At 65.2% G+C, this 20852-nt stretch carries 14 protein-coding genes; 8 read left to right on the top strand and 6 right to left on the bottom strand.

What is annotated here, in order from left to right; all coding sequences use genetic code 11:
• Nucleotides 1–5: 5 nt before the first annotated feature.
• The 5 genes from cysW to M4J40_RS10110 all read right to left on the bottom strand — a co-directional run bounded on the left by cysW (nucleotide 6) and on the right by M4J40_RS10110 (nucleotide 8508).
• On the bottom strand, nucleotides 6–926 hold the full coding sequence (cysW, locus tag M4J40_RS10130) for a sulfate ABC transporter permease subunit CysW (RefSeq protein ID WP_405030734.1): 921 nt from the start codon (nucleotides 924–926) through the stop codon (nucleotides 6–8).
• Nucleotides 919–1761: a sulfate ABC transporter permease subunit CysT gene (gene cysT / locus M4J40_RS10125; protein WP_251753958.1), complete on the bottom strand. Its 843-nt coding sequence runs from the start codon at nucleotides 1759–1761 to the stop codon at nucleotides 919–921. Before cysT ends, cysW begins: the two co-directional genes overlap by 8 nt.
• Before the next feature lie 162 nt (nucleotides 1762–1923).
• A complete protein-coding gene (locus M4J40_RS10120) occupies nucleotides 1924–2943 on the bottom strand; it encodes a sulfate ABC transporter substrate-binding protein (protein ID WP_251753957.1) in 1020 nt (339 codons plus the stop codon).
• Nucleotides 2944–3193: 250 nt separating this feature from the next.
• The gene (locus M4J40_RS10115; protein WP_251753956.1) at nucleotides 3194–4645 is read right to left on the bottom strand and encodes a tetratricopeptide repeat protein; all 1452 of its coding nucleotides are present in this window, start codon (nucleotides 4643–4645) and stop codon (nucleotides 3194–3196) included.
• Nucleotides 4642–8508: a tetratricopeptide repeat protein gene (locus M4J40_RS10110; RefSeq protein WP_251753955.1), complete on the bottom strand. Its 3867-nt coding sequence runs from the start codon at nucleotides 8506–8508 to the stop codon at nucleotides 4642–4644. The genes M4J40_RS10115 and M4J40_RS10110 overlap by 4 nt, the downstream gene beginning before the upstream one ends.
• 187 nt (nucleotides 8509–8695) lie before the next feature.
• Here M4J40_RS10110 and M4J40_RS10105 point away from each other — a divergent pair, with 187 nt between their 5' ends.
• The 8 genes from M4J40_RS10105 (at nucleotide 8696) to M4J40_RS10070 (ending at nucleotide 20069) form a co-directional block, all read left to right on the top strand.
• Entirely contained in the window at nucleotides 8696–9514 is an 819-nt protein-coding gene (locus M4J40_RS10105) for an LOG family protein (RefSeq protein ID WP_251753954.1), read from the top strand.
• 73 nt (nucleotides 9515–9587) lie between these two features.
• A complete protein-coding gene (gene mutS, locus M4J40_RS10100; protein WP_251753953.1) occupies nucleotides 9588–12317 on the top strand; it encodes a DNA mismatch repair protein MutS in 2730 nt (909 codons plus the stop codon).
• A 93-nt stretch (nucleotides 12318–12410) separates the two neighbouring features.
• Nucleotides 12411–15182: a [protein-PII] uridylyltransferase gene (locus tag M4J40_RS10095; RefSeq protein WP_251753952.1), complete on the top strand. Its 2772-nt coding sequence runs from the start codon at nucleotides 12411–12413 to the stop codon at nucleotides 15180–15182.
• A 15-nt stretch (nucleotides 15183–15197) separates the two neighbouring features.
• Nucleotides 15198–16766 (top strand): murein biosynthesis integral membrane protein MurJ, encoded by a 1569-nt coding sequence (gene murJ, locus M4J40_RS10090; protein ID WP_251753951.1) that lies wholly within the window; start codon nucleotides 15198–15200, stop codon nucleotides 16764–16766.
• A gap of 165 nt (nucleotides 16767–16931) precedes the next feature.
• A complete protein-coding gene (trpS, locus tag M4J40_RS10085) occupies nucleotides 16932–17984 on the top strand; it encodes a tryptophan--tRNA ligase (protein WP_251753950.1) in 1053 nt (350 codons plus the stop codon).
• 71 nt (nucleotides 17985–18055) lie between these two features.
• On the top strand, nucleotides 18056–18553 hold the full coding sequence (locus M4J40_RS10080; RefSeq protein ID WP_251753949.1) for a universal stress protein: 498 nt from the start codon (nucleotides 18056–18058) through the stop codon (nucleotides 18551–18553).
• A 119-nt stretch (nucleotides 18554–18672) separates the two neighbouring features.
• The gene (locus tag M4J40_RS10075; RefSeq protein WP_251753948.1) at nucleotides 18673–19227 is read left to right on the top strand and encodes a NifU family protein; all 555 of its coding nucleotides are present in this window, start codon (nucleotides 18673–18675) and stop codon (nucleotides 19225–19227) included.
• A 248-nt stretch (nucleotides 19228–19475) separates the two neighbouring features.
• Nucleotides 19476–20069 carry a malonic semialdehyde reductase gene (locus M4J40_RS10070; RefSeq protein WP_251753947.1) on the top strand — a complete coding sequence of 198 codons (594 nt, stop codon included), beginning with the start codon at nucleotides 19476–19478 and terminating at the stop codon, nucleotides 20067–20069.
• A 72-nt stretch (nucleotides 20070–20141) separates the two neighbouring features.
• Here the strand turns inward: M4J40_RS10070 and nth are convergent, their stop codons facing one another.
• On the bottom strand, nucleotides 20142–20846 hold the full coding sequence (gene nth / locus M4J40_RS10065; protein WP_251753946.1) for an endonuclease III: 705 nt from the start codon (nucleotides 20844–20846) through the stop codon (nucleotides 20142–20144).
• Nucleotides 20847–20852: the final 6 nt, after the last annotated feature.

The following is a 20852-nucleotide window of genomic DNA, read 5'->3' as shown; positions in this document are numbered from 1 at the left end:
CTCCGTCAGTGGCGATGGCCGGCGGCGAGATCGCCGGCATAGCGGTGTTCCAGCCAGGATTTGACGCCGAGCGTCACCAGCGCCAGGGCGGCGAGCAGCGAGGCGACAGCGAAGGCGGCGACGAATTGGTACTCGTTGTAAAGGATCTCGATGTGCAGCGGCATGGTGTTGGTGTAGCCGCGGATATGCCCCGAAACCACCGACACCGCGCCGAACTCGCCCATGGCGCGGGCATTGCAAAGTAGCACGCCGTAGAGAAGCGCCCATTTGACGTTGGGCAAGGTCACCGTCCAGAACATGCGCCATCCGGAGGCGCCGAGCGTCAACGCCGCCTCTTCATCGGTGTCGCCGAGTTCCTCCATCAGCGGGATCAACTCCCGGGCGATGAAGGGGAAGGTGACGAAGATCGTCGCCATGATGATCCCCGGCAGGGCGAAGATGACCTGAATGCCAGCCGACTGAACCAGCCCCCCCAGGAGGCCGTGACTGGCGTAGAGCAGGACATAGACGAGACCGGCAACCACCGGGGATACCGAGAATGGCAGGTCGATCAGCGTGACGAGGAAGGCCTTGCCGCGAAAATCGAACTTGGCGATCGCCCAGGCTGCCGAAATGCCGAAGACGAGGTTGGCCGGCACGGCAATGGCTGCCACCATCAAGGTGAGGAGAATGGCGTCGATGGCCGCCGGATCTGCGAAAGCGGCAAGGAAGGCGCCTCCTCCCTTGCGGAAGGCCTCCATGAAGACCGTAATCAGCGGCAGCAGCAGGAACAGTCCGAGAAAACCCACCGCCAGACCGATGAGCAGGCGCCTGACCCACGGAGCCTCCTCCGTTGGCAGACGTCGCTGCGACAGGCGAGCGGCAACGCCCCCGGTGGATGTCGCCTCCTTGAGCGACACGGCGGCAGCGATGGAACCGTCAGACATGACCATACCTCGCGCGCGCCCGGGCCTGGATGAGATTGATGAGAAGAAGCGTTCCGAAGCTGATCGTCAGCATGATGGCAGCCACGGCCGTGGCGCCGGCATAGTCAAACTCTTCCAGCTTTATCACGATGAGCAGCGGGGCGATTTCCGACACGTAGGGGATGTTGCCGGCGATGAAGATGACCGAGCCGTATTCGCCGACCGCTCGGGCGAAGGCCAGGGCGAAGCCGGTCAGGATGGCCGGGCTGAGCACGGGCAGAACCACCGATGCAACAGTTCTGAGCCGTCCGGCGCCGAGAGTCGCGGCTGCCTCCTCGAGTTCGCGGTCGACCTCGGCAAGCACCGGCTGCACCGTGCGGACGATGAAAGGCAGACCGACGAAGACCAGCGCCAGGAAAACACCCAACGGCGTGAAGGCGATCTTGAAGCCGAAGACGGCGGCCACGGATCCGATCCAGCCTTTCGGTGCATAAAGAGCGGTCAGCGCAATGCCGGCCACCGCTGTCGGCAGCGCGAAGGGCAGGTCGATGATGGCGTCGAAGAAGCGACGCCCCGGGAAGTCGTAGCGCACCAAAACCCAGGCAATCAGCAGACCGAAAGGCACGTTGAAGGCGGCGGCGGCGAAGCTGGTGAGGAAGGAAAGCTCGAGCGCCGACAGCGTACGGCTGTCGAACGCCAAAGCAAACAACTCACTCACTCCCAGCGAAGATGCCCGGAAGAGCAAGGCGCCAAGCGGCAGGAGCACGATCGCCGTGAGGTAGAGGAGCGTGAAGATGATCGTCAGGCGAAAGCCCGGCAGGACGCTCGGCTTGACAAAGGGCGCGGTGAGGGTCATCGGCCTCGCTTTCAGGGGAAGCTGGCGGGCCGGATCTCCCGGCTCGCCAGGGGCAAGGTCTTGTTCGGACAGTGGAGAGAGAAACCCGGGAAGCGTCATCGCAATCCACAAGGGCATCCCTTCATTTGGCACTGTGGGCACGCATGCCGTCAGCGATTTCCTTCACCGCCCCGGCCGATAGATCTGATCGAACACGCCGCCGTCGCCGAAATGATAGGGCTGTACCTTTGCCCAGCCGCCGAAAATCGGATCATCGATGCTGACCAGCTTGAGCTCGGGGAACACTTTCAGGAGCTCCGGATCGACCAGCTTCGGCTCGGATGGGCGATAGTGAAACTTGGCCGCGAGCGTCTGCCCTTCGGCCGAGTAGAGGTACTCGAGATAGGCACGGGCTTCCTTCTCGGCGCCATTGGCCTTGGCGTTTCCGTCAACGACAGCGACTGGAGGCTCGGCGAGGATCGACTGCGGCGGCACCACGATATCGAACTTGTCGGAACCGAACTCGTCGAGCGCCAGAAAGGCTTCATTCTCCCAGGCGAGCAGCACGTCGCCGAGTTCGCGTTGGGCAAAGGTGACGGTCGAGCCGCGAGCACCGGTATCGAGCACGGGCACGTGCTTGTAGAGCGTGGCAACGAACTCACGGATTCTCGCCTCGTCGCCGCCATACTGACCGGCCGCCCAGGCCCAGGCCGCAAGATAGTTCCAGCGGGCGCCGCCCGACGTCTTCGGATTGGGAGTGATCACCTCGATGCCATCCTTGACGAGATCGCCCCAGTCATGGATGCCCTCGGGGTTGCCCTTGCGAACCATGAAGACGATGGTCGAGGTGTAGGGTGAGGAGTTGTGAGGCAGCTTGCCGCGCCAGTCGGCCGGGATCTTGCCCGTTCTCTCGGCAATGGCGTTGATGTCGCTTTCAAGCGCCAGCGTCACCACATCGGCCGGCAGGCCATCGATGACGGCACGCGCCTGCTTGCCGGACCCGCCGTGGGAAACGCGAATGGCGATATCCTCGCCGGTTTCCGCCTTCCAGTGGGCGGCGAAGGCAGCATTGTAGGCCTCGTAGAACTCGCGGGTCGGATCATAGGAGACGTTGGTCAGCGTTGCCGCCGAGACGGGACCGGCGAGGGCCATGGGTGCCGCGACAATGGCGGCGAGTAATCCCAGACGTTTCGAGCCTCTCATGCTTCCAGTCTCCAGCCCTTGGCGAAGCCGCGCATCGCACCTGTTCAGAATCTTCGGTCGCCTCTCCGGCGCCTCCGTATCTCCCGACAGGTTGAAATCCTAAAAGGACGAGTGCAATTGGCAAGAGATACCATTCCCTAGGGAATGGTCAGTTTGGAAAATTTCATTCCCCGAATGTCACCCTATACGCGCTTCGAGGCAACATGCTTCCCGGAAGCGACTGGTTTTCGGTGATATTTTCCTCCGGTGTTCAGCCGCGAACCATGCCGCGAACGCGCTGGATGGCCTCGGGCAGCAAGGCTGCGAGCGCCCCCTCCGGCACCTGCCTCAACAACGACAGCGAGGGATAGACGGGTGTCTTGCTTCCTTCGATCCGCCATATCCAGTTAGCCACCGCCGGCAAGAGCGCAACACCGGGGCGCCCGAGCAAGCCTGCCAAACGAAGCGGCATCCCCTCGATGGCAATCACCGCATCCAACCGGCTGATGAGCGAAGCGCAATCTACCCGGGCATCGATACCGGCTTCGAAATCGGGGCCGGGATGCTCGATGCGGACCGATGCGCCGGCGACCTCCCATCCCGACGGAGACGACGAACGGGCAAGCATGGCCGAGGGCAGGCGTTCGAGGGCTATGAAGCGCAGATCGCCGATGCCGGCAAGCGGCGTGAAGTCGGCAAGCCCGATGCCGCTGCCCCAGACAAGGCCGACGGCGGGCCGCCCGCGCCCGAGATCGAGCCGGGCACTCCAGCGATCGGCGAGCATGGGCTCGACAGCAAGCAGCGGACCGGTCGAGGCAAAGCTTCCGGCCGTCAGGCCGAGCCGATGCGGCAAGCCGACAAGCGACGCCGCCGCGCCCGCTTCGTCGATCACCTCGCCGATATCTCCGTTGTCGGCAACGACGCGACTGACCCCGGCCAGCGCGGAGGCCAGGCGAACGAAGGGCTTTGGCACTACCAGCACGAGATCGGCCACCAGCGACCGGGCCAGCGGCAAGGCCGGCGCGAAGGCGGCAAGATCAAGCGGATCGGAGCCGGCCCAGACCAGAAGCGGACGGTCGAGCGGGAAGCCATCCCACGCCTGGAGCCTTGTCGCCCAAACCGGACGGCCGGCGAGGGCATCGAGATCGGCAAAGCCTCCGGCCATGTCGCCGAGGGCCAGCAGCGCCGCCGCCCGATCGGCGCGCGGGCGAGGCTCTCCCACCCGACGGAATGCCTCGATCGCCGCCAGAGGACGACCGGCCGCGGCAAGCGCCGAACCGAGACCTCCAAGGGCACGGGGCTCGGCAGGATCGAGCCGCAACGCCGCTTCGAAGGCCGAGACCGCCCCGGCGGCATCGCCCGCCGCGAGACGGGCGGCACCAAGGCGAGCGGCGAGACCGGCATCAAGTGGCTTGGCGGCGCGGGCCCGTTCGAAAGCCACGGCCGCTTCCGGCAGGCGCGAGGTCGCTGTGAGCGCTTCGCCAAGGGCCGAGGAAATGTCGGCACGACCGGGCGCGGTGCGGTCGGCGCGCGTCAGGAACACGACGGCCCGGGCGTGATCGCCGTTGGCGCGCGCGGCGGCGGCGGCGCCCAGCATCGCCGGAACATGGTCCGGCGACCGAACGAGCGCCACCTCGTAGAGAGCCACCGCCTCGATCCACTTGTGGGCTTCCTCGGCGGCAGCAGCACGAGCCAGCAGTTGATCGATGACCGTTTCGGTCATGTCGCCGCCCTTTCGAGAACGAGACTACCGAGAAGACCGGCGAGATCGCCATCCCGGCGCATCAGACGGACGTCGGGATACCAGGGCATACTGCCCTCTCCCACCCAAAGCCAGTCGGTCGCCGCCGGAGCGACCACGATCGTCGGTCGGCCGAGCGAGGCGGCGAGATGGACGGTGGCGGAAACCGGGGCGATCACCGCGTCGAGCGCCGTCATGGCTGCTGCCATTTCGACGAAGCCACCAAGCCGATCGCCAAGCGGTTCGATGTCCAGCCCGTTCGGCAGCAGGGCGAGCGAAGCCCTGCCGGCACGCCGGTCGAGAGCAAACAGGCGAACGTCGCGAACGTCGGCAAGCGACGCCAGCAGCGCGGCATCTTCGGCGTTTCGCCAATAAACGCCGACGGCGGGCCGTCCGTCATTGCCGGCGAAATGCCGGCGCCAGGCCTCGACCCGCAAGGGATCGGGCCGGAAACAAGCGGGTGGCGGCAAACCATCCCTGTCGAAACCGAACACGTTCGGCAGGCTCCGAAGCGGGATTTCCAGATCGTGGGGAGGCAGACGGCGCCCCTGTTCGACCACCGTCACGTCTCCATCGAGATCGAGCCGTCTGAACAAGTCGGTGAGGGCGGGGCGAACTTCCACGACCAAACGGGGGCCGCGCGCCGCAAGCTGCGGCAAGAAGCGCGCGAAGGCGATATCGAGCCCCAGACTGCGCTCGCCATGAACAAGAAGAGTCCGCCCAGCTATGTCCTCGCCCGTCCAGCGTGGCGCCGAGAAGCGACGAGGCAGCAGTTCGGCCGCTTGCCAGCGGATTTCCGCGCGAGCAAAGCCCTTCCGGTAATCGCCGGCAATCAGCAGCGCCTCCGCTTCGTCCATCAAGAGCTCGGGATCGGCCGGGGTCAGCGCCAGGGCGCGACCGTAGGCGGCAAGCGCCTCCTCGGCGCGACCAAGCACCACCTGGGCTTTGCCAACGGCTCGATGCCCCCCTGCGAGATCGGGGCGCAGTTCGACAGCCCGCTCGGCATGAGCGAGCGCTTCCTCGAGCCGACCGGTCAGACGATCGATTTCCGACAGTTCGACGAGCCGATCGGCCGTGGGGGCCTCGGCAACCAGCGCGGCGAGAAGGCGTCCAGCCCGTTCACGTTCGCCGATCCGCAGAAACGCGGCGGCCAGCGTCTCGCGCAGTTCCGGCTCGGGAGCCCCGGCAGCAATGGCGTCGCCAAGCAACAGCGCAGCCCGGTAGTCGTCGCGACCTCGTGACGCTGCAAGGCCCGCTTGCGCGAGCATGCTGCTGGGACGAGGTAAAGTTTCGCTTTCGGGAGAGGTCGTGACGACGGGCGCCGGATCGGCACGAAACGGAGTGGCTCGGTCGCCGGAAGCGAAAGAAGTCAGTGCGTCGGCCAGTCGGCAAAGCGAAGCGCCCTTTTCGTCGCCGGGGCGCCGACGAAAGAGACGAGTGGCCGCGAACCAGGGCGTCCGCCCGTCCTTCTCCAACCAGAGCCAATCATCGCGGTCCGGCCCGATGACGAAGGTGGGCCGTCCCATGGCGCCAGCCAAAGCGGCAATCGGGCTCGATGACATGGCCACCACCACGTCGAGATTGGGCAGTGCGGCGGCAACTCTGTCGAGGCCGACCTGATCGGCGGCAAGCGGCCATGCCGTGTGGAAGCGCGCCGCCGCTCCCGCGTCGAGGGCAACGAACGCGGCACCGGAGATGGTGGCCAGGGTCGCGGCATCGGCGCCCCCCAGGCCGTCAAGCGCGAAACCGACACGAAAGCCGTCGAGATGGGCGAATGCGCGGGCCGCATTCGTGACGGCCACCGGGTCGACCGTAACATACGCGTGCGAAACCGACAGGTCGTCGACGGTGAGACCAAGCAGAGCCGGTACACTCATCATCGGCAGGATCAGGTCGCCCTCTTCCGGCTCTCCCACTCCATCCAGGCCACCGACAGCAGCCATCACCGGCGCCAACTCGGCCGCTCCGGCAATGCGAACACTGGCCGCGCCGCACGCCTTGAGCATCGGGACGAACCGCAGAAAGCGAAGCAACACCCCGACGTCGCCTTCGGCAACGAGAACGACGCTCCTGTCGACGAGATCGGTCGCCTCCGGAAGGGTGTGGGCCTCGCCGTTGCGCCATTCGAACTCGGCAAGACCGGCAGCAAAGTCTCCCGACGCCAGGAGCAACTCTCCAAGGAAGGCGCGAGCTGGAGGCGACGATCGACGAACGATGAGGCGACGCAGAACACCGATGGCCTCGCCAACACGACCGGCGGCGGCAAGAATGCGCGCAAACTCCATTGCCGCCTCGGTATGGCTGTCATCGCGAGCCAAGGCAGACCCCAGGAAGTGCAGGGCCAGCCCGGTTTCCCCGGCGGCGTCCGCGAGCCGCCCGAGACCGAGACGGGCGTCGGCGTCATCACCAAGGATGACGGCCCGTTCAAACGCCCTGGAAGCGCCGCGAACGTCTCCTAGTTTTCTCAGCATTTCCCCCCAGGCAACCAGAAGGCTGGCCCGGCGTGGTGCCGTCTGCACTGCCTGGCGAAACGCGAACTCCGCCTTGGCGAGCTCGCCAAGCTCCACGAAGGCGGCAGCGCGGGTCGTCAACGCATCCGTCGAGGTGGGGCCGACGCCCAATGCCAGCTCGGCCCGCTGGAGAGCCGCGGTGGGTTTGCCCCGCTCCAGATCGCGACGCGCGGCAAACAGCAGCAGGGGCGCATGGCGCGGTCCGGCGGACAGGCCGGCGCCCAACACCCGATCGACGTCGTCCATGTCGCCAAGGCGGAGCAACAGTCCGACAAGCCGCGCCCATGAGACAGGGGCTGTGGGCTCGAGCGCGGCCAAACGGGCGGCAAACGGCAGGGCGGCGCGAGCCGCCGATTCCCCCTCGACGCCTTCTGCCGCGGCGGCTAGACGATCAAGGGAAGCGATGCTGGAAAGACCAGGACCGGCAAGCGCTCTGGCTTCCCCCGCGAGCTGATCGGCCACGCCCCGCCACCCCGGACCATCGGCGCGAAAGAGGCGCGCGGTCGGATACCACCGACTGAAGAGCCCGTGACGCCCCCACATCCAGTGGGGAGCGTCATCGAGCAGCAGCCAGAGTGGTGCGCCGACGACGCCGGCGACGTGGGCTACAGGACCGTCGGTGGCAACAACGAGCTCAAGGTCGGCAAGCCTGTCGGGATCGGCTACGACAGCGTTGTCGCCCAACTGCAAGGCGGCTTTAGGATCGAGCGCCACCAATCGTTTGTCCGGGAAAGCCTGACGAAGCGCCGCGACGATGCCCTCCGGAACTGCCCCGGCGCTAGAGCCCCAGGGCGAAGATGCCAAAGCCAGGCCAATCGCCCCTCCATTCCGTCGCGTCCGCCCAGCAAGACGAGGCGGCGGCACCTCATCCGGTGACAGACCAAGCACCATCGGCGCGGACGCCAGCGGCAGAACGAAATCGTGGGGCGGCAACTTGGTCTGATCGACGAACGGTACCCCGCCAAAGGCACCGGCGAAGGGCATGAGCCGCTCCACCTGTTCGGCGGACACGGCAAGCGCCAGAGACAGCACGCGAGCGGCGAGTTCGGGCAGAAAGCGGGCAAAGGCAAGCGTGTCGCATTCGTCGTTCTCGGCGAGCACGATCAGACGGGCCGCCGGCAAGCGTGCGCCGTTCCAGAGTGGCCGATCGGAGGGGGACGCAAAGGCCCTGCGCCCAAAATCGACAAAGCCTTCAACCCAGTCCCCCTGCGCAAGCAGCAGGCGCGCAGCATCGAGGCGGGAGGACGCGACGGCATCCGGCACCTGGGAATGGAGGTCCTCTTCGATCGTCAGGTCTTCGTCCAGTTTAAGCTCCAGCTGCCGCCGTCGGTTCAAGCGCCTTTCCATGAAGCGAACGGATTGATTCGGGAATGATTATATCCCCTAGCACCGGTCCCCACGCGGACGGCAGTTTTCCCTAGACGCCTTCGTGCCACAGTGCGGCCGTGTTTCAGCGTTCCTTAAGATGCCGATCCCTATCCTCCCAATTGCCGCTTCTGGCCGGAAATCCTGGACTGACCTCATGACCGACATTGCCGACAACACCGCCCAGAAGACCTCCAAGGCCTTCGTCCTGCCAGCTATCGACGACGAATTCCTTCTTTCGGACTCGATGCGCGGCGTCCGTTTCATGCTCGAATACTCGAAAGCCGAGCAGACGCTGAAGGCCTGGGGCATCCGTTCGACGCTCGTGGTTTTCGGCTCGGCCCGCGTCCATGAAAACGGCAATCCCCTGCATAATCGCTGGTACAACACCTCGCGCGAGTTCGGTCGCATTGCCTCCGAACGCGGCGGCGCGGTCAACCGCACCGACGGCTTCTTTGACAACGTCATCGCCACCGGTGGAGGCCCCGGCATCATGGAGGCGGCAAATCGCGGCGCCCGCGACGCCGGAGCACCGACCATCGGCTTCAACATCACCCTGCCCCACGAGCAGGAGCCCAATGCCTATACGACGCCGCAGCTCACTTTCCGGTTCCACTACTTCGCCATGCGCAAGATGCATTTGGCCATGCGTGCCAACGCGTTGGTGGTTTTCCCTGGCGGCTTCGGCACCTTTGACGAGTTGTTCGAACTCTTGACGCTGACCCAGACCCACAAGGGCACCCGCATTCCCGTCGTGCTGGTGGATGGCGAGTACTGGCACAAGGTCATCAACTTCGACGCGCTGGCCGACTACGGCATGATCAATCGGGAGGACATCGGGCTGGTCCATTTCGCCGAGACGGCGGAGGATATCTGGACATATCTCGATTCGGAGGGCCTCGGCTCCCATCGCAACCGCGACAAGGCCAACTACGGCGAGGGTGTGCTGACGCGGCCGTCGCCCGTGCCGGAATGACGGGCTGGATAACCTGAACCGTCGGTCATTTGCCGGGTGAAAAGCGTCGCGGGCTTTGTTAGCTTCCGCCCCCATGACCGACGTTCAAGCCCTTCCAGACGACCGAACCGCCGATGGTGCGACGCCCGCCATGGCGCAGTTCATCGAGATCAAGGCGGCCAATCCCGACTGCATTCTGTTCTATCGGATGGGCGACTTCTACGAGATGTTCTTCGAGGATGCCGAAGTCGCATCCCGGGCTCTCGGCATCACGCTGACCAAGCGCGGCAAGTATCGCGGCGAGGACATTCCGCTTTGCGGCGTGCCGGTGCATGCCGCCGACGACTATCTCCAGCGCCTCATCGCCCTCGGGCACCGCGTTGCCGTCTGCGAGCAGATGGAGGACCCGGCGGAAGCCAAGAAGCGCGGATCGAAGTCCGTCGTCCGGCGTGACGTCGTCCGGCTCGTCACGCCCGGCACCCTCACCGAGGACAACCTTCTCGACGCGCGCCGGTCCAACTATCTCGCCGCCGTCGCCCGCCAGAAGGGAACCGAGAGCCTGGCAGACGGTTTCGCCGTCGCCTGGGCCGACATGTCGACGGGTATCTTCCGCCTTGCCGAGACAAGCGCCGCCGCCCTTCCGGCCCTGCTTGCCCGCATCGAACCGCGCGAGCTTCTGGCTGCCGACGGTCTTTTCGACGATGACGACCTACGCCAGACCTTCAAGGCTGCAAGCCACGCCGTGGTGCCGCTGCCGCGCGCCTTCTTCGACGCGGCGACCGCGGAACACAGGCTCGCCGACTTCTTCTCCGTCGCCTCGCTCGATGCGTTCGGCAGCTTCTCCCGATTGGAGCTGACCGCCGCCGCCGCCATCGTCGCCTATGTCGACAAGACGCAGGTCAGCAGCCGGCCGCTGCTTGATCCGCCCACCCGCGAAAGCCTGGGCGGCGCCCTGGCCATCGATGCCGCCAGCCGAGCCAATCTCGAACTGTCGCGCACGCTATCCGGCGAACGACGCGGTTCGCTGCTTCACGCCATCGACCGCACGGTGTCGGGCGCCGGCGCCCGCCTCCTCGCCGATCGTCTCGCCGCGCCGCTCGCCGATCCCGACGCCATCCGCGACCGCCTCGACGCGGTCGATTTCTTTCTCTCGGAGACGACACTCCGGGCCAGGCTTCGCCGGGATCTGGCCGGCGTGCCGGACATGGCGCGCGCCCTTACCCGCATCAGTCTCGACCGTGGCGGTCCCCGCGATCTCGCCGCCATTGCCGGCGGGCTGGCCGCCGCCGCCCAGCTGGCTGGCGACCTTCGCAACGCCGGCCGCGCCGGACCGGAAATCGACCACATCGCCAACGGCCTCGAAGCTGCACCGAGCGACCTCGCGGAACGACTGAACCAGGCACTCGACGATGAACTGCCTCTCCTCAAACGTGACGGCGGCTTCGTGCGACCGGGCTTCCGTGCCGACCTCGACGAGGCCCGCGCCCTGCGCGACGAAAGCCGGCAGGTGATCGCCGCCCTGCAGCAGACCTACGCCGAGACAAGCGGCATCAAGTCATTGAAGGTGCGTCACAACGGCGTGCTCGGCTATTTCATCGAGGTGGCGCCGAGTTACGCCCAGACGATGACGAGCGAGCCGCTCAACCGGCTGTTCATTCACCGGCAGACCTTGGCCGGCGCGATGCGCTTCTCGACCACCGAGCTGTCCGAGCTCGAGGGACGCATCGCCTCCGCGGCGGAGAGAGCCTTGGCCGTCGAGCTCTCCGTCTTCGGCGAACTCGCCCGGATGACCATCGAAGCCGGGACTGCCATCAAGCGAGCCGCCGACATGCTGGCCGCGCTCGACGTCGCCACGGCGCTCGCCGAGCTCGCTGCCGCCGAGGGCTATGTCAGGCCCCGTGTCGACGACAGCCTCACTTTCCGCATCGATGGCGGCCGCCATCCGGTGGTCGAGCAGATGCTGCGCGAGGACGGCGGCTCGTTCGTCGCCAACGGCTGCGACGTCGGCGGCGAGGCCGCCGGCAAGCTCTGGCTGGTCACCGGCCCCAACATGGCCGGTAAGTCGACCTTCCTCAGGCAGAACGCGCTGATCGCGGTGCTGGCCCAGATCGGTTCCTTCGTGCCGGCCCGATCGGCGCATATCGGCGCCGTAGATCGGCTGTTCTCGCGTGTTGGCGCTGCCGACGATCTGGCGCGCGGCCGTTCCACGTTCATGGTGGAGATGATCGAGACGGCGGCCATTCTCAATCAGGCAGGGCCGCGCTCCTTCGTCATTCTCGACGAGATCGGCCGCGGCACCGCCACCTATGACGGCCTTTCCATCGCCTGGGCGACCATCGAGCATCTGCACGAAGCCAATCGCTGCCGGACGCTGTTCGCGACGCACTACCACGAGCTGACAGCGCTTTCGGAGCGCCTGCCGCGCGTCGTCAACGCTACCGTCAAGGTGAAGGAATGGCGCGGCGACGTGGTGTTCCTGCACGAGATCGTGCCTGGCTCGGCAGACCGTTCCTATGGCATTCAGGTCGCCAAGCTTGCCGGTTTGCCTCGTCCGGTGATCGAGCGGGCACGCTCGGTGCTTGCCGAGCTAGAGAAATCCGGCGGAAACAACGCCGCGTCGATGCTGGACGACTTGCCGCTGTTCTCCCTCGCCCGTCATCCCGCTCCGTCGGCACAGGCCGAGGTCGCGCCCGACCCGGCGGAAGCGGAACTGCTCGCGGCGATCGACGCGTTGGCGCCCGACGAACTCAGCCCGCGAGAGGCGCTCGAGGCCATTTACCGGTTGAAGGCCCTCAGAGCGGGAATCGGACACGCACATGGTTGATTGTTCGGTATCCGCCGACTATTCGATCTTGTTGCCGGCTGCGTATTCACACCAAGCTGCCGCGCGCCCCTCGTCTGAAGGTGATTGCCGCCGATGACCAAGCTTCCGGAAACCGCCATCTTGATCGACGAGACGGCGCTCGGCGCGGAAATGGACGTCATCGCCGATCGGGCGGCAGACGCCGGCACCGATCCGCGCCCTGAGCTGCTCGCCGCGCTGAAGCGCGCCAATCAGGATGGACGGGCGGCGGCCCGCGACATTCTCAGCCGCGATCGCGATGGCGTTGCCTGCGCCCGTCGACTTTCTGCCTTGGTGGATTCGCTGATCAACGTGATCTACGAGCACACGGTGACCCGCGTTTTCCCTGGGGGGCGTGACGAGAAGATCGTCATCGTGGCCGTCGGCGGCTACGGTCGCGCCACGCTGGCGCCCTCGTCGGATGTCGACCTTCTGTTTCTGCTGCCGCCGAAGTCGCAGCCTCTCGCCGACAAGATTCTCGAACACATCCTCTATTTTCTCTGGGACATCGGCTTCAAGGTCGGTCACTCGACCCGCCGTGTCGAAGACTGCATCAAGCTCGGCCGCGCCGACATGACCATCCGCACGGCGCTGCTCGAGGCGCGCTGGATTCTCGGCGACAAGGACCTCTATGCCGAGATGATCACCCGCTTCGACAACGAGGTGATCAAGGGGAGCGGGCCCGAGTTCATTCAGGCCAAACTGGCCGAGCGCGACGAGCGGCACCGGCGGGCCGGCACCTCGCGCTATCTCGTCGAGCCCAACGTCAAGGACGGCAAGGGCGGCCTTCGCGACCTCCATACGCTGTTCTGGATCGCCAAATACTTCTACCGCGCGTCGACGGCCGACGAACTCGTCAAGCACGGCGTGTTCTCGCGCAAGGAACTCAATCGCTTCCACAAGTGCGAGGAGTTCCTTTGGGCGGTGCGCTGCAATCTTCACTTCGTCACCAACAGGGCAGACGACCGGCTCGGCTTCGAGAACCAGCGAGAGATCGCCGAGCTTCTGGGGTATCAGCTCCATCCCGGCCTCGAGCCGGTCGAGCGCTTCATGAAGCACTACTTTCTTGTGGCCAAGGATGTCGGCGATCTCACGCGCATCTTCTGCGCGGCCCTGGAGGAGATGCACGCCAAGCCGAAGCCGATGCTCGATCGGGTGCTGCGCCACACCTTCCGGCGACGCAAGAAGTCGCTGCCGGGCACCCCCCAGTTCATCATCGACAACGATCGTCTGTCGGTGATCGACAACGGCGTGTTCGAGCGCGATCCGGTCAACCTTCTCCGCATCTTCGCGGTAGCCGCCCGGAAGGATCTCGACTTTCACCCGGATGCGCTGAAGCTGATCACCCGCTCGTTGCGCCTCATCGATAGCGATTTGCGCGAGAATGAGGAGGCCAATCGCATCTTCCTCGACGTGCTGGCGTCGAAGCGGCATGCCGAGGCTGTGCTCAGGGCGATGAACGAGACCGGCGTGCTCGGCCGCTTCATCAACGAGTTCGGCCGCGTGGTGGCGATGATGCAGTTCAACATGTATCATCACTACACCGTGGACGAGCACACGCTCCGGGCCATCGGCCTTCTTGCCCAGATCGAGCGCGGCGAAGAACAGGGCGACCATCCGCTCGCAACGGAGCTGTTTCCGGCCGTCGCCAACCGCAACGTGCTTTATCTCGCCCTGTTCCTGCACGATATCGCCAAGGGGCGGGTCGAGGATCATTCGATCGCCGGCGCCAAGATCGCCCGCCGCCTCGGGCCGCGCTTCGGCTTCTCGCCGGCAGAGACCGACCAACTCGCCTGGCTGGTGGAAAACCATCTGGTGATGTCTATCATCGCCCAGTCGCGCGACCTGTCCGATCGCCAGACCATTCGCGACTTCGCGGCAGTGGTGCAAACAGTGGAGCGGCTTCGCATGCTGCTCATGCTGACGATTGCCGACATCAAGGCCGTGGGTCCGGGCGTATGGAACGGCTGGAAAGGGCAACTTCTCAGGACGCTCTACTACGAGACAGAGCCCTATCTCCTCGGCGGCCATTCCAAACTGTCGCGCGACCAGCGCGTCGCCGCCGCCAAGGCGGAACTTGCCGCCGAACTGACCGACTGGAACGACGCGGAGCTTTCCGATTATGGCCGGCGTCATTTCGCGCCCTACTGGCTGCGCGTCGATCTGCCAGAGAAGGTGATGCATGCCCGCCTTCTGAAGTCGATGGAGGGCACCGGTCGGCGGCTTGCCACCGCCTATTCCACCAAGAAGTTCGAGGCGATCACCGAGCTGGTGGTGGTGGCGCCCGATCATCCGCGCCTTCTGTCGACCATCACCGGCGCCTGCGCGGCGGCCGGCGTCAACATCGCCGATGCCCAGATCTACACCACCACCGACGGTCTCGCCCTCGATACTATCCTGATCAACCGCGAGTTCCCCGACGACGCCGACGAGTTCCGCCGCGCCGACCGCGTGCTGAAGATGATCGAAGCAACGCTCGAGGGGCGCGAAAGACTGCCCGAGATCGTTGCCCGCCGCGTCGGGCAGCGCAAGACGACCAAGGCGTTCCGTGTGCCGACCGAAATCAAGTTCGACAACGCGCTCTCGGAACACCTGTCGGTCCTCGAGGTATCCTGCCTCGACCGGCCGGGCCTTCTCTACGACGTCACGACGGCTATGAGCGACCTCAATCTCAACATCGCCTCGGCGCACATCGCCACATTCGGCGAACGGGTGGTCGACGTGTTCTACGTCACCGACCTCACCAAGCTGAAAATCCAGTCCGGCGCCAAACAGGCTGCGATTCGCCGGCGTATCCTGGCAGCCGTGACCGGCGACGAGCCGCATCCGCCCAAAAAGGCGGCCTGAGGAAGGCGACCGGCCATGAGTCTCGTCAAAAACTTCGTGACCGTGGGCGGCGCCACGCTGTCCTCGCGGGTGCTCGGCTTCGTCCGCGACGTGTTCATGGCGAACATGCTGGGCTCTGGCCCGATCGCCGACGCCTTCTTCGTGGCCTTCCGCCTGCCCAATCTGTTCCGCCGCCTGTTCGCCGAAGGCGCCTTCTCCTCCGCCTTCGTGCCGCTGTTCGCCCGTGCGCTCACCGAGGGTGGCAAAACGTCGGCGCGCGCGCTGGCCGAAGACATCCTTGCCGTCTTCCTGCTGGCCCTGGTCGTTGTCACGGCACTGGCCGAAATCGGAGCGCCATGGCTCGTCGGCATACTGGCGCCGGGCTTCATCGATGACCCACAGAAGTTCTCCGCCGCCGAGTTCATGACTCGGGTCATGTTCCCCTATCTTGCCTGCATGTCGCTGACTGCCATGGCGGCCGGCATGTTGCAATCCTTCGGGCGCTTCGCGGTCGCCGCTTTCGCACCATCGCTGCTCAATGTCGTTCTGGTCGCCGCCCTCGTTCTCATCTGGTGGGAGAACTGGGCTGGCACGCCGGAGGCCGCCTACGCGCTCTCCTGGGCCGTCTGCATCTCCGGTTTCGCCCAACTGATCGCTGTCGGCGGTTCGCTATGGTGGATCGGCTTTCCGGTGTCGCTCAAGCGTCCGCGCTACAATGACAATGTCCGCCGCTTCGTGAAGCTCGGAATTCCTGGTGTGATCTCCGGCGGCATCACCCAGATCAACATCGTGGTCGGCACCATCATCGCCTCGATGCAGGCGAGCGCGGTATCCTGGCTCTATTTCGCCGACCGCATCTATCAACTGCCGCTCGGGGTGATCGGGGTCGCCATCGGCGTCGTGCTCCTGCCGGACCTCACCCGCCGCGTTCGAACGGAAAACGCCGAAAGCATCTTCCATACCCAGAACCGGGCGCTGGAGTTCGCGATGGCGCTGACGTTGCCGGCCACCGTCGCGCTCTGCGCCATTCCCTACTCCATCATGCGCGTACTGTTCGAGCGCGGCGCCTTTACCGCCGCCGATACCGTTGCGACCGCCGACGCGCTGATCGCCTTCGCCGCCGGCCTTCCGGCCTTCGTCGCCATCAAGGTGTTCCAACCGTCCTTCTACGCCCGCGAGGACACCCGCACGCCGACAATCCAGGGCGGGATTTCCGTGGCGGTCAATGTGGCGGCCTCGCTGGCGCTGTTCCCGTTCATCGGCCACGTCGGGATTGCCGCGGCGACCTCCCTCGCCGCCTGGGTCAATGCGCTGATGCTGGTCATCGAGCTCCACCGGCGAGGTCACTTCCGGGCCGATGCCCTGCTCTTCCGTCGTCTCGCGCTACTCGCCGCCGCCAGCCTGGTGATGGGGGCGGCATTGCTTCTTGGCGAAGGCCTTGTCGACACGCATCTCCACAGCGGTCGCGGGCTGATCCAGATCCTGTGGCTTCTCGGCCTCTGCCTCTTCGGGATGGTCGTCTACGGGTTGGCGACCGTTCTGACCGGCGCCGTCGATGTCCGCCGCTACGCCAGGGCGATTACCTCTCGCGGCAAGACCGGCTGAGCGCATCGCCGTTCAGGGTGCTTCCGGCCGCATCCGGACATGACGCCGCATTTGTCCGTCCGGCGCCTTCTGTCACCTTGCGGTCGTCGCTTTGCGGGTTCATAAGTCCGCTCCGCCCGGTCTCATCACCGGCGCGCGTATCACTCTATCCTCGGGTCCAAACCGATGCCTTTCAAGCCTCTCGTCTTCTCCGGCGTGCAACCGACCGGAAATCTTCATCTCGGCAACTATCTCGGCGCCGTCAAACGCTTCGTTGAAATGCAAGCGACCCACGACTGCATCTATTGCGTCGTCGACGAGCATGCCATCACCGTCTGGCAGGACCCCTTCGAGCTCCGCCGCCAGATCCGCGAGGTGACCGCCGCCTTCCTCGCCGCCGGCATCGATCCGAAGACGCATATCGTCTTCAATCAGAGCCAGGTGCCCGAGCATGCCGAGCTCGCCTGGGTGTTCAACTGCGTTGCCCGCATGGGATGGCTCAACCGCATGACGCAGTTCAAGGAGAAGGCCGGCAAGGACCGCGAGAACGTGTCGGCGGGGCTGTTCGCCTATCCGAGCCTGATGGCGGCCGATATCCTCGTCTATCGCGCGACGCATGTTCCGGTCGGCGAAGACCAGAAGCAGCATCTGGAGCTGACGCGCGACATCGCCACGAAGTTCAACAACGACTTCTCGGCCTCGATCGTCGCCAATGGCCACAACGCGGAAGAGGGCTATTTTCCGCTGCCCGAACCCCTGACGCAGGGGCCGGCGCCGCGCGTCATGTCGCTGCGCGACGGCACGAAGAAGATGTCGAAATCCGACCCGTCGGACTATTCCCGCATCAACCTGACCGACGACAGCGATGCCATTGCGCAGAAGATTCGCAAGGCCCGCACCGACCCGGAACCGCTGCCGTCGGAGGTCGAAGGCCTCAAGGAACGGCCGGACGCCGACAATCTCGTCACCATCTACGCGGCACTGGCCGGGACGACGAGGGAAGCGGTGCTGAAGGACCATGGCGGATCGCAGTTCTCGGCCTTCAAGCCGGCGCTGGCCGATCTCGCCGTTTCCGTCCTGTCGCCGATCAACGACAAGATGAAGGCGCTGATGGCCGAGCCCGACCACATCGATGCGGTCCTCGCCGATGGTTCCGAGCGAGCCGGGGCGATTGCCGGCAAGGTGATGGACGACGTGCGGGACATCGTCGGCTTCATCCAGAGCCGTAAAAAGCGCTGAAGCGCACAATGATCGAAAACGTGAAGGCCGGCGCGGCTTGTCCGCCGCCGGCCTTCTGCTAATTTGTCGTCATGGTTTCACGCCGCCTTGCCCGTGAAGAGGGCCACCGCCGCAAGTTCCTGTGCGTCATCGACGACACGCCCGAGTGCGACCGGGCGCTCGTCTACGCGGCAACACGAGCACGACATACGGCCGGGGGCCTCGTGCTGCTCTACGTCATTCCGCCGGGCGACTTCCAGCACTGGCGCGGCGTCGAGGAGATGATGCGGGCCGAGGCGATGGACGAGGCACGCCAGCGCCTTGCCGCCACCGCCGAACGTGTGCACGCCTTCGCCGCCGACATCGAGGCCGAGCTCGTCATTCGTGAGGGGTTGGCGGCCGAGGCGATTCATCGCCTCATCGAAGAGGATCGCGACATCGCAATCCTGGTTCTGGCGTCCGGGATCGGCAGCGAGGGGCCGGGACCGCTGGTCACCTCGATCGGCGCTCGCTCGGGACCACCGTTTCCCATTCCGGTGACCATTGTGCCCGGAGACATGAGCGATGACGATATCGCCGCCGTCGCCTGACCTGTCTGATCGTTTTATGTCCGCAGGTTCACCGATTGTTCATTTGCAAAGTCGGAACTATCCTCTAAAGATCAAGTTTAGATTTGTTCCAATCAGGCGAGCCTGAGGAGCCCCAAAAGATGTTCATTCAGACCGAGTCCACACCCAATCCGGCGACGCTCAAGTTCCTGCCCGGGCGGGTCGTCCTCGAAGGCAGCCCACGAGAGTTCCTGACCCCGGAGGAGGCGGCGGTCTCTCCGCTCGCCTCTGCCCTTTATGAAATCGCCGGCGTGACCGGTGTCTTCTTCGGCGCGGACTTCATTACGGTGACGAGTCGCGATGAGGACTGGGCGCACCTGAAGCCGGCAGTGCTCGGCGTCATCATGGAACACTTCATGTCGGGCGCGCCGATCCTGACAACCACAGAGACGACGGCCGGCGCCGAGGATTTCGATCCGGCCGACGCCGAGACGGTCTCGTCGATCAAGGAGCTGCTCGACACGCGCGTGCGGCCGGCCGTGGCGGCGGACGGTGGCGACATCACCTTCCGCGCCTACAAGGACGGTATCGTCTATCTCAACATGCGTGGCGCCTGCGCCGGCTGCCCGTCGTCGACGGCGACGCTCAGGAACGGCATTCAGAACCTCCTGCGTCACTTCCTGCCGGATGTGCGCGAGGTTCGCGCCGTCGCCTGACCGCTCAACGTGTTTCAGAATACAACCGCCGCCGGCAGTGCCGGCGGCGTCTTCATTTCAGTGGGCATCCGATCCGAAAGATGATCAAGATGCCGTGATCCGGTCGTGATCACGATGCAGTCACCAGCGGAATCGCCCGATCGGTCACTCTTATCGAACAATTAGTCAGCCGATCGCTGACTATTCAGGGCAACTGGACGAACCTAAATCGGGAGCAACTTCGTTTCTCCCTCCCGAAAGGTTTTCCAATGTCCGCTCTCCTTGCCGACGACACTCTCGATCGTCTTTTCCGTGACGGCCGCTCCTACAACGGCTTCCTCGACAAGCCGGTTGCCGACGAAACGCTGAAGACGCTGGCCGAACTCACAAGCCTCGGCCCCACCGAGGCCAACACTCTGCCCGGCCGCTTCGTCTTCGTGAAGTCGCCCGAGGCCAAGGAAAAGTTGCTGGCCGCCATGGCGCCCGGCAACCAAGCCAAGACGAAGACCGCGCCGGTGTCCGTCATCGCTGGCTACGATCTCGACTTTTACGAAAACCTGCCCAAGACCTTCCCTCACGCCGATGCCCGCTCGTGGTACGCCGGCTCGCCGGACGAGCGACTGCAGTTCTCGGCGCTGCGCTCGGCCTCGTTGCAGGTCGGCTACCTGACCACGGCCGCGCGGGCACTGGGTCTCGACGTCGGCCCGATGGCCGGCTTCGACGCCGCCGCCATTGACGCCGCCTTCTTCCCCAACAGCCGCGTCAAGACCTTCCTGGTCGTCAATCTTGGCTATGGCGACAAGTCGTCGTTGTTCCCGCGCCTGCCACGCTTGGCATTCGACGAATACGCCCGCATCGTCTGACCACTTTCGGATCGGTCAAGACTCAGCCCCGCCGGCAACGGCGGGGCTTTGCATTTCGAACGTCCGGAGAGGTCACATCATCGGCAGGCGCTTCTCCGGGCTCCGACAGAGATCGGCGACAATGCATCGTTCGCATTCGGGTCGCCGGGCCTTGCAAACGTAGCGACCATGCAGGATCAGCCAATGATGGGCGTGCAGGAGATAGGCTTCCGGCACGGCCTTCTCGAGGCCGAGCTCGACCTCGATCGGCGTCCGCCCCGGCGCAAGACCCAGCCGATTCGAAACGCGGAAGACATGCGTATCCACGGCGATGGTGGGCGCGCCGAAGGCAATGTTGAGGACGACATTGGCCGTCTTGCGCCCCACGCCCGGCAGAGCCTCGAGCGCGGCGCGGTCGCGCGGTACTTCGCCGCCATGCTCCCGCACCAGAATCTCCGACAACGCAATGACATTCTTCGCCTTGTTGCGGTAAAGACCAATGGTCTTGATGGCCTCCCGAAGACGATCCTCGCCGAGCTCCAGCATCTTCGCGGGCGTGTCGACCGTCTCGAACAGAGGACGCGTCGCCTTGTTGACGCCGGCATCGGTGGTCTGGGCGGACAGCGTCACCGCGACCAGGAGCGTATAGGGATTGACGGCATGGAGCTCGCCACGCGGTTCGGGATTGGCCGACTGGAAGGTGGCGAACAGCTCCTCGATTTCCGCCGAGCTCATAGGCTGGGTCGGCGGAATGGGCTTGTCGGTTTCCTTTGACGCGAGGGTAGGCTTTCTCGGCACGGGCTA

The sequence above is a fragment of the Pleomorphomonas sp. JP5 genome, assembly GCF_023721815.1.
Classification (GTDB): domain Bacteria; phylum Pseudomonadota; class Alphaproteobacteria; order Rhizobiales; family Pleomorphomonadaceae; genus Pleomorphomonas.
This window is presented reverse-complemented; position numbering and strand designations above follow the sequence as displayed.

Coding starts and splice junctions, on each gene's coding strand:
- M4J40_RS10075 (WP_251753948.1), top strand. CDS start 18,673: ATGTTCATTCAGACCGAGTCCACACCCAATCCGGCGACGCTCAAGTTC.
- M4J40_RS10095 (WP_251753952.1), top strand. CDS start 12,411: ATGACCAAGCTTCCGGAAACCGCCATCTTGATCGACGAGACGGCGCTC.
- M4J40_RS10115 (WP_251753956.1), bottom strand. CDS start 4,645: ATGACCGAAACGGTCATCGATCAACTGCTGGCTCGTGCTGCTGCCGCC.
- cysW (WP_405030734.1), bottom strand. CDS start 926: ATGTCTGACGGTTCCATCGCTGCCGCCGTGTCGCTCAAGGAGGCGACA.
- M4J40_RS10070 (WP_251753947.1), top strand. CDS start 19,476: ATGTCCGCTCTCCTTGCCGACGACACTCTCGATCGTCTTTTCCGTGAC.
- M4J40_RS10105 (WP_251753954.1), top strand. CDS start 8,696: ATGACCGACATTGCCGACAACACCGCCCAGAAGACCTCCAAGGCCTTC.
- murJ (WP_251753951.1), top strand. CDS start 15,198: ATGAGTCTCGTCAAAAACTTCGTGACCGTGGGCGGCGCCACGCTGTCC.
- M4J40_RS10120 (WP_251753957.1), bottom strand. CDS start 2,943: ATGAGAGGCTCGAAACGTCTGGGATTACTCGCCGCCATTGTCGCGGCA.
- M4J40_RS10080 (WP_251753949.1), top strand. CDS start 18,056: ATGGTTTCACGCCGCCTTGCCCGTGAAGAGGGCCACCGCCGCAAGTTC.
- cysT (WP_251753958.1), bottom strand. CDS start 1,761: ATGACCCTCACCGCGCCCTTTGTCAAGCCGAGCGTCCTGCCGGGCTTT.
- mutS (WP_251753953.1), top strand. CDS start 9,588: ATGACCGACGTTCAAGCCCTTCCAGACGACCGAACCGCCGATGGTGCG.
- trpS (WP_251753950.1), top strand. CDS start 16,932: ATGCCTTTCAAGCCTCTCGTCTTCTCCGGCGTGCAACCGACCGGAAAT.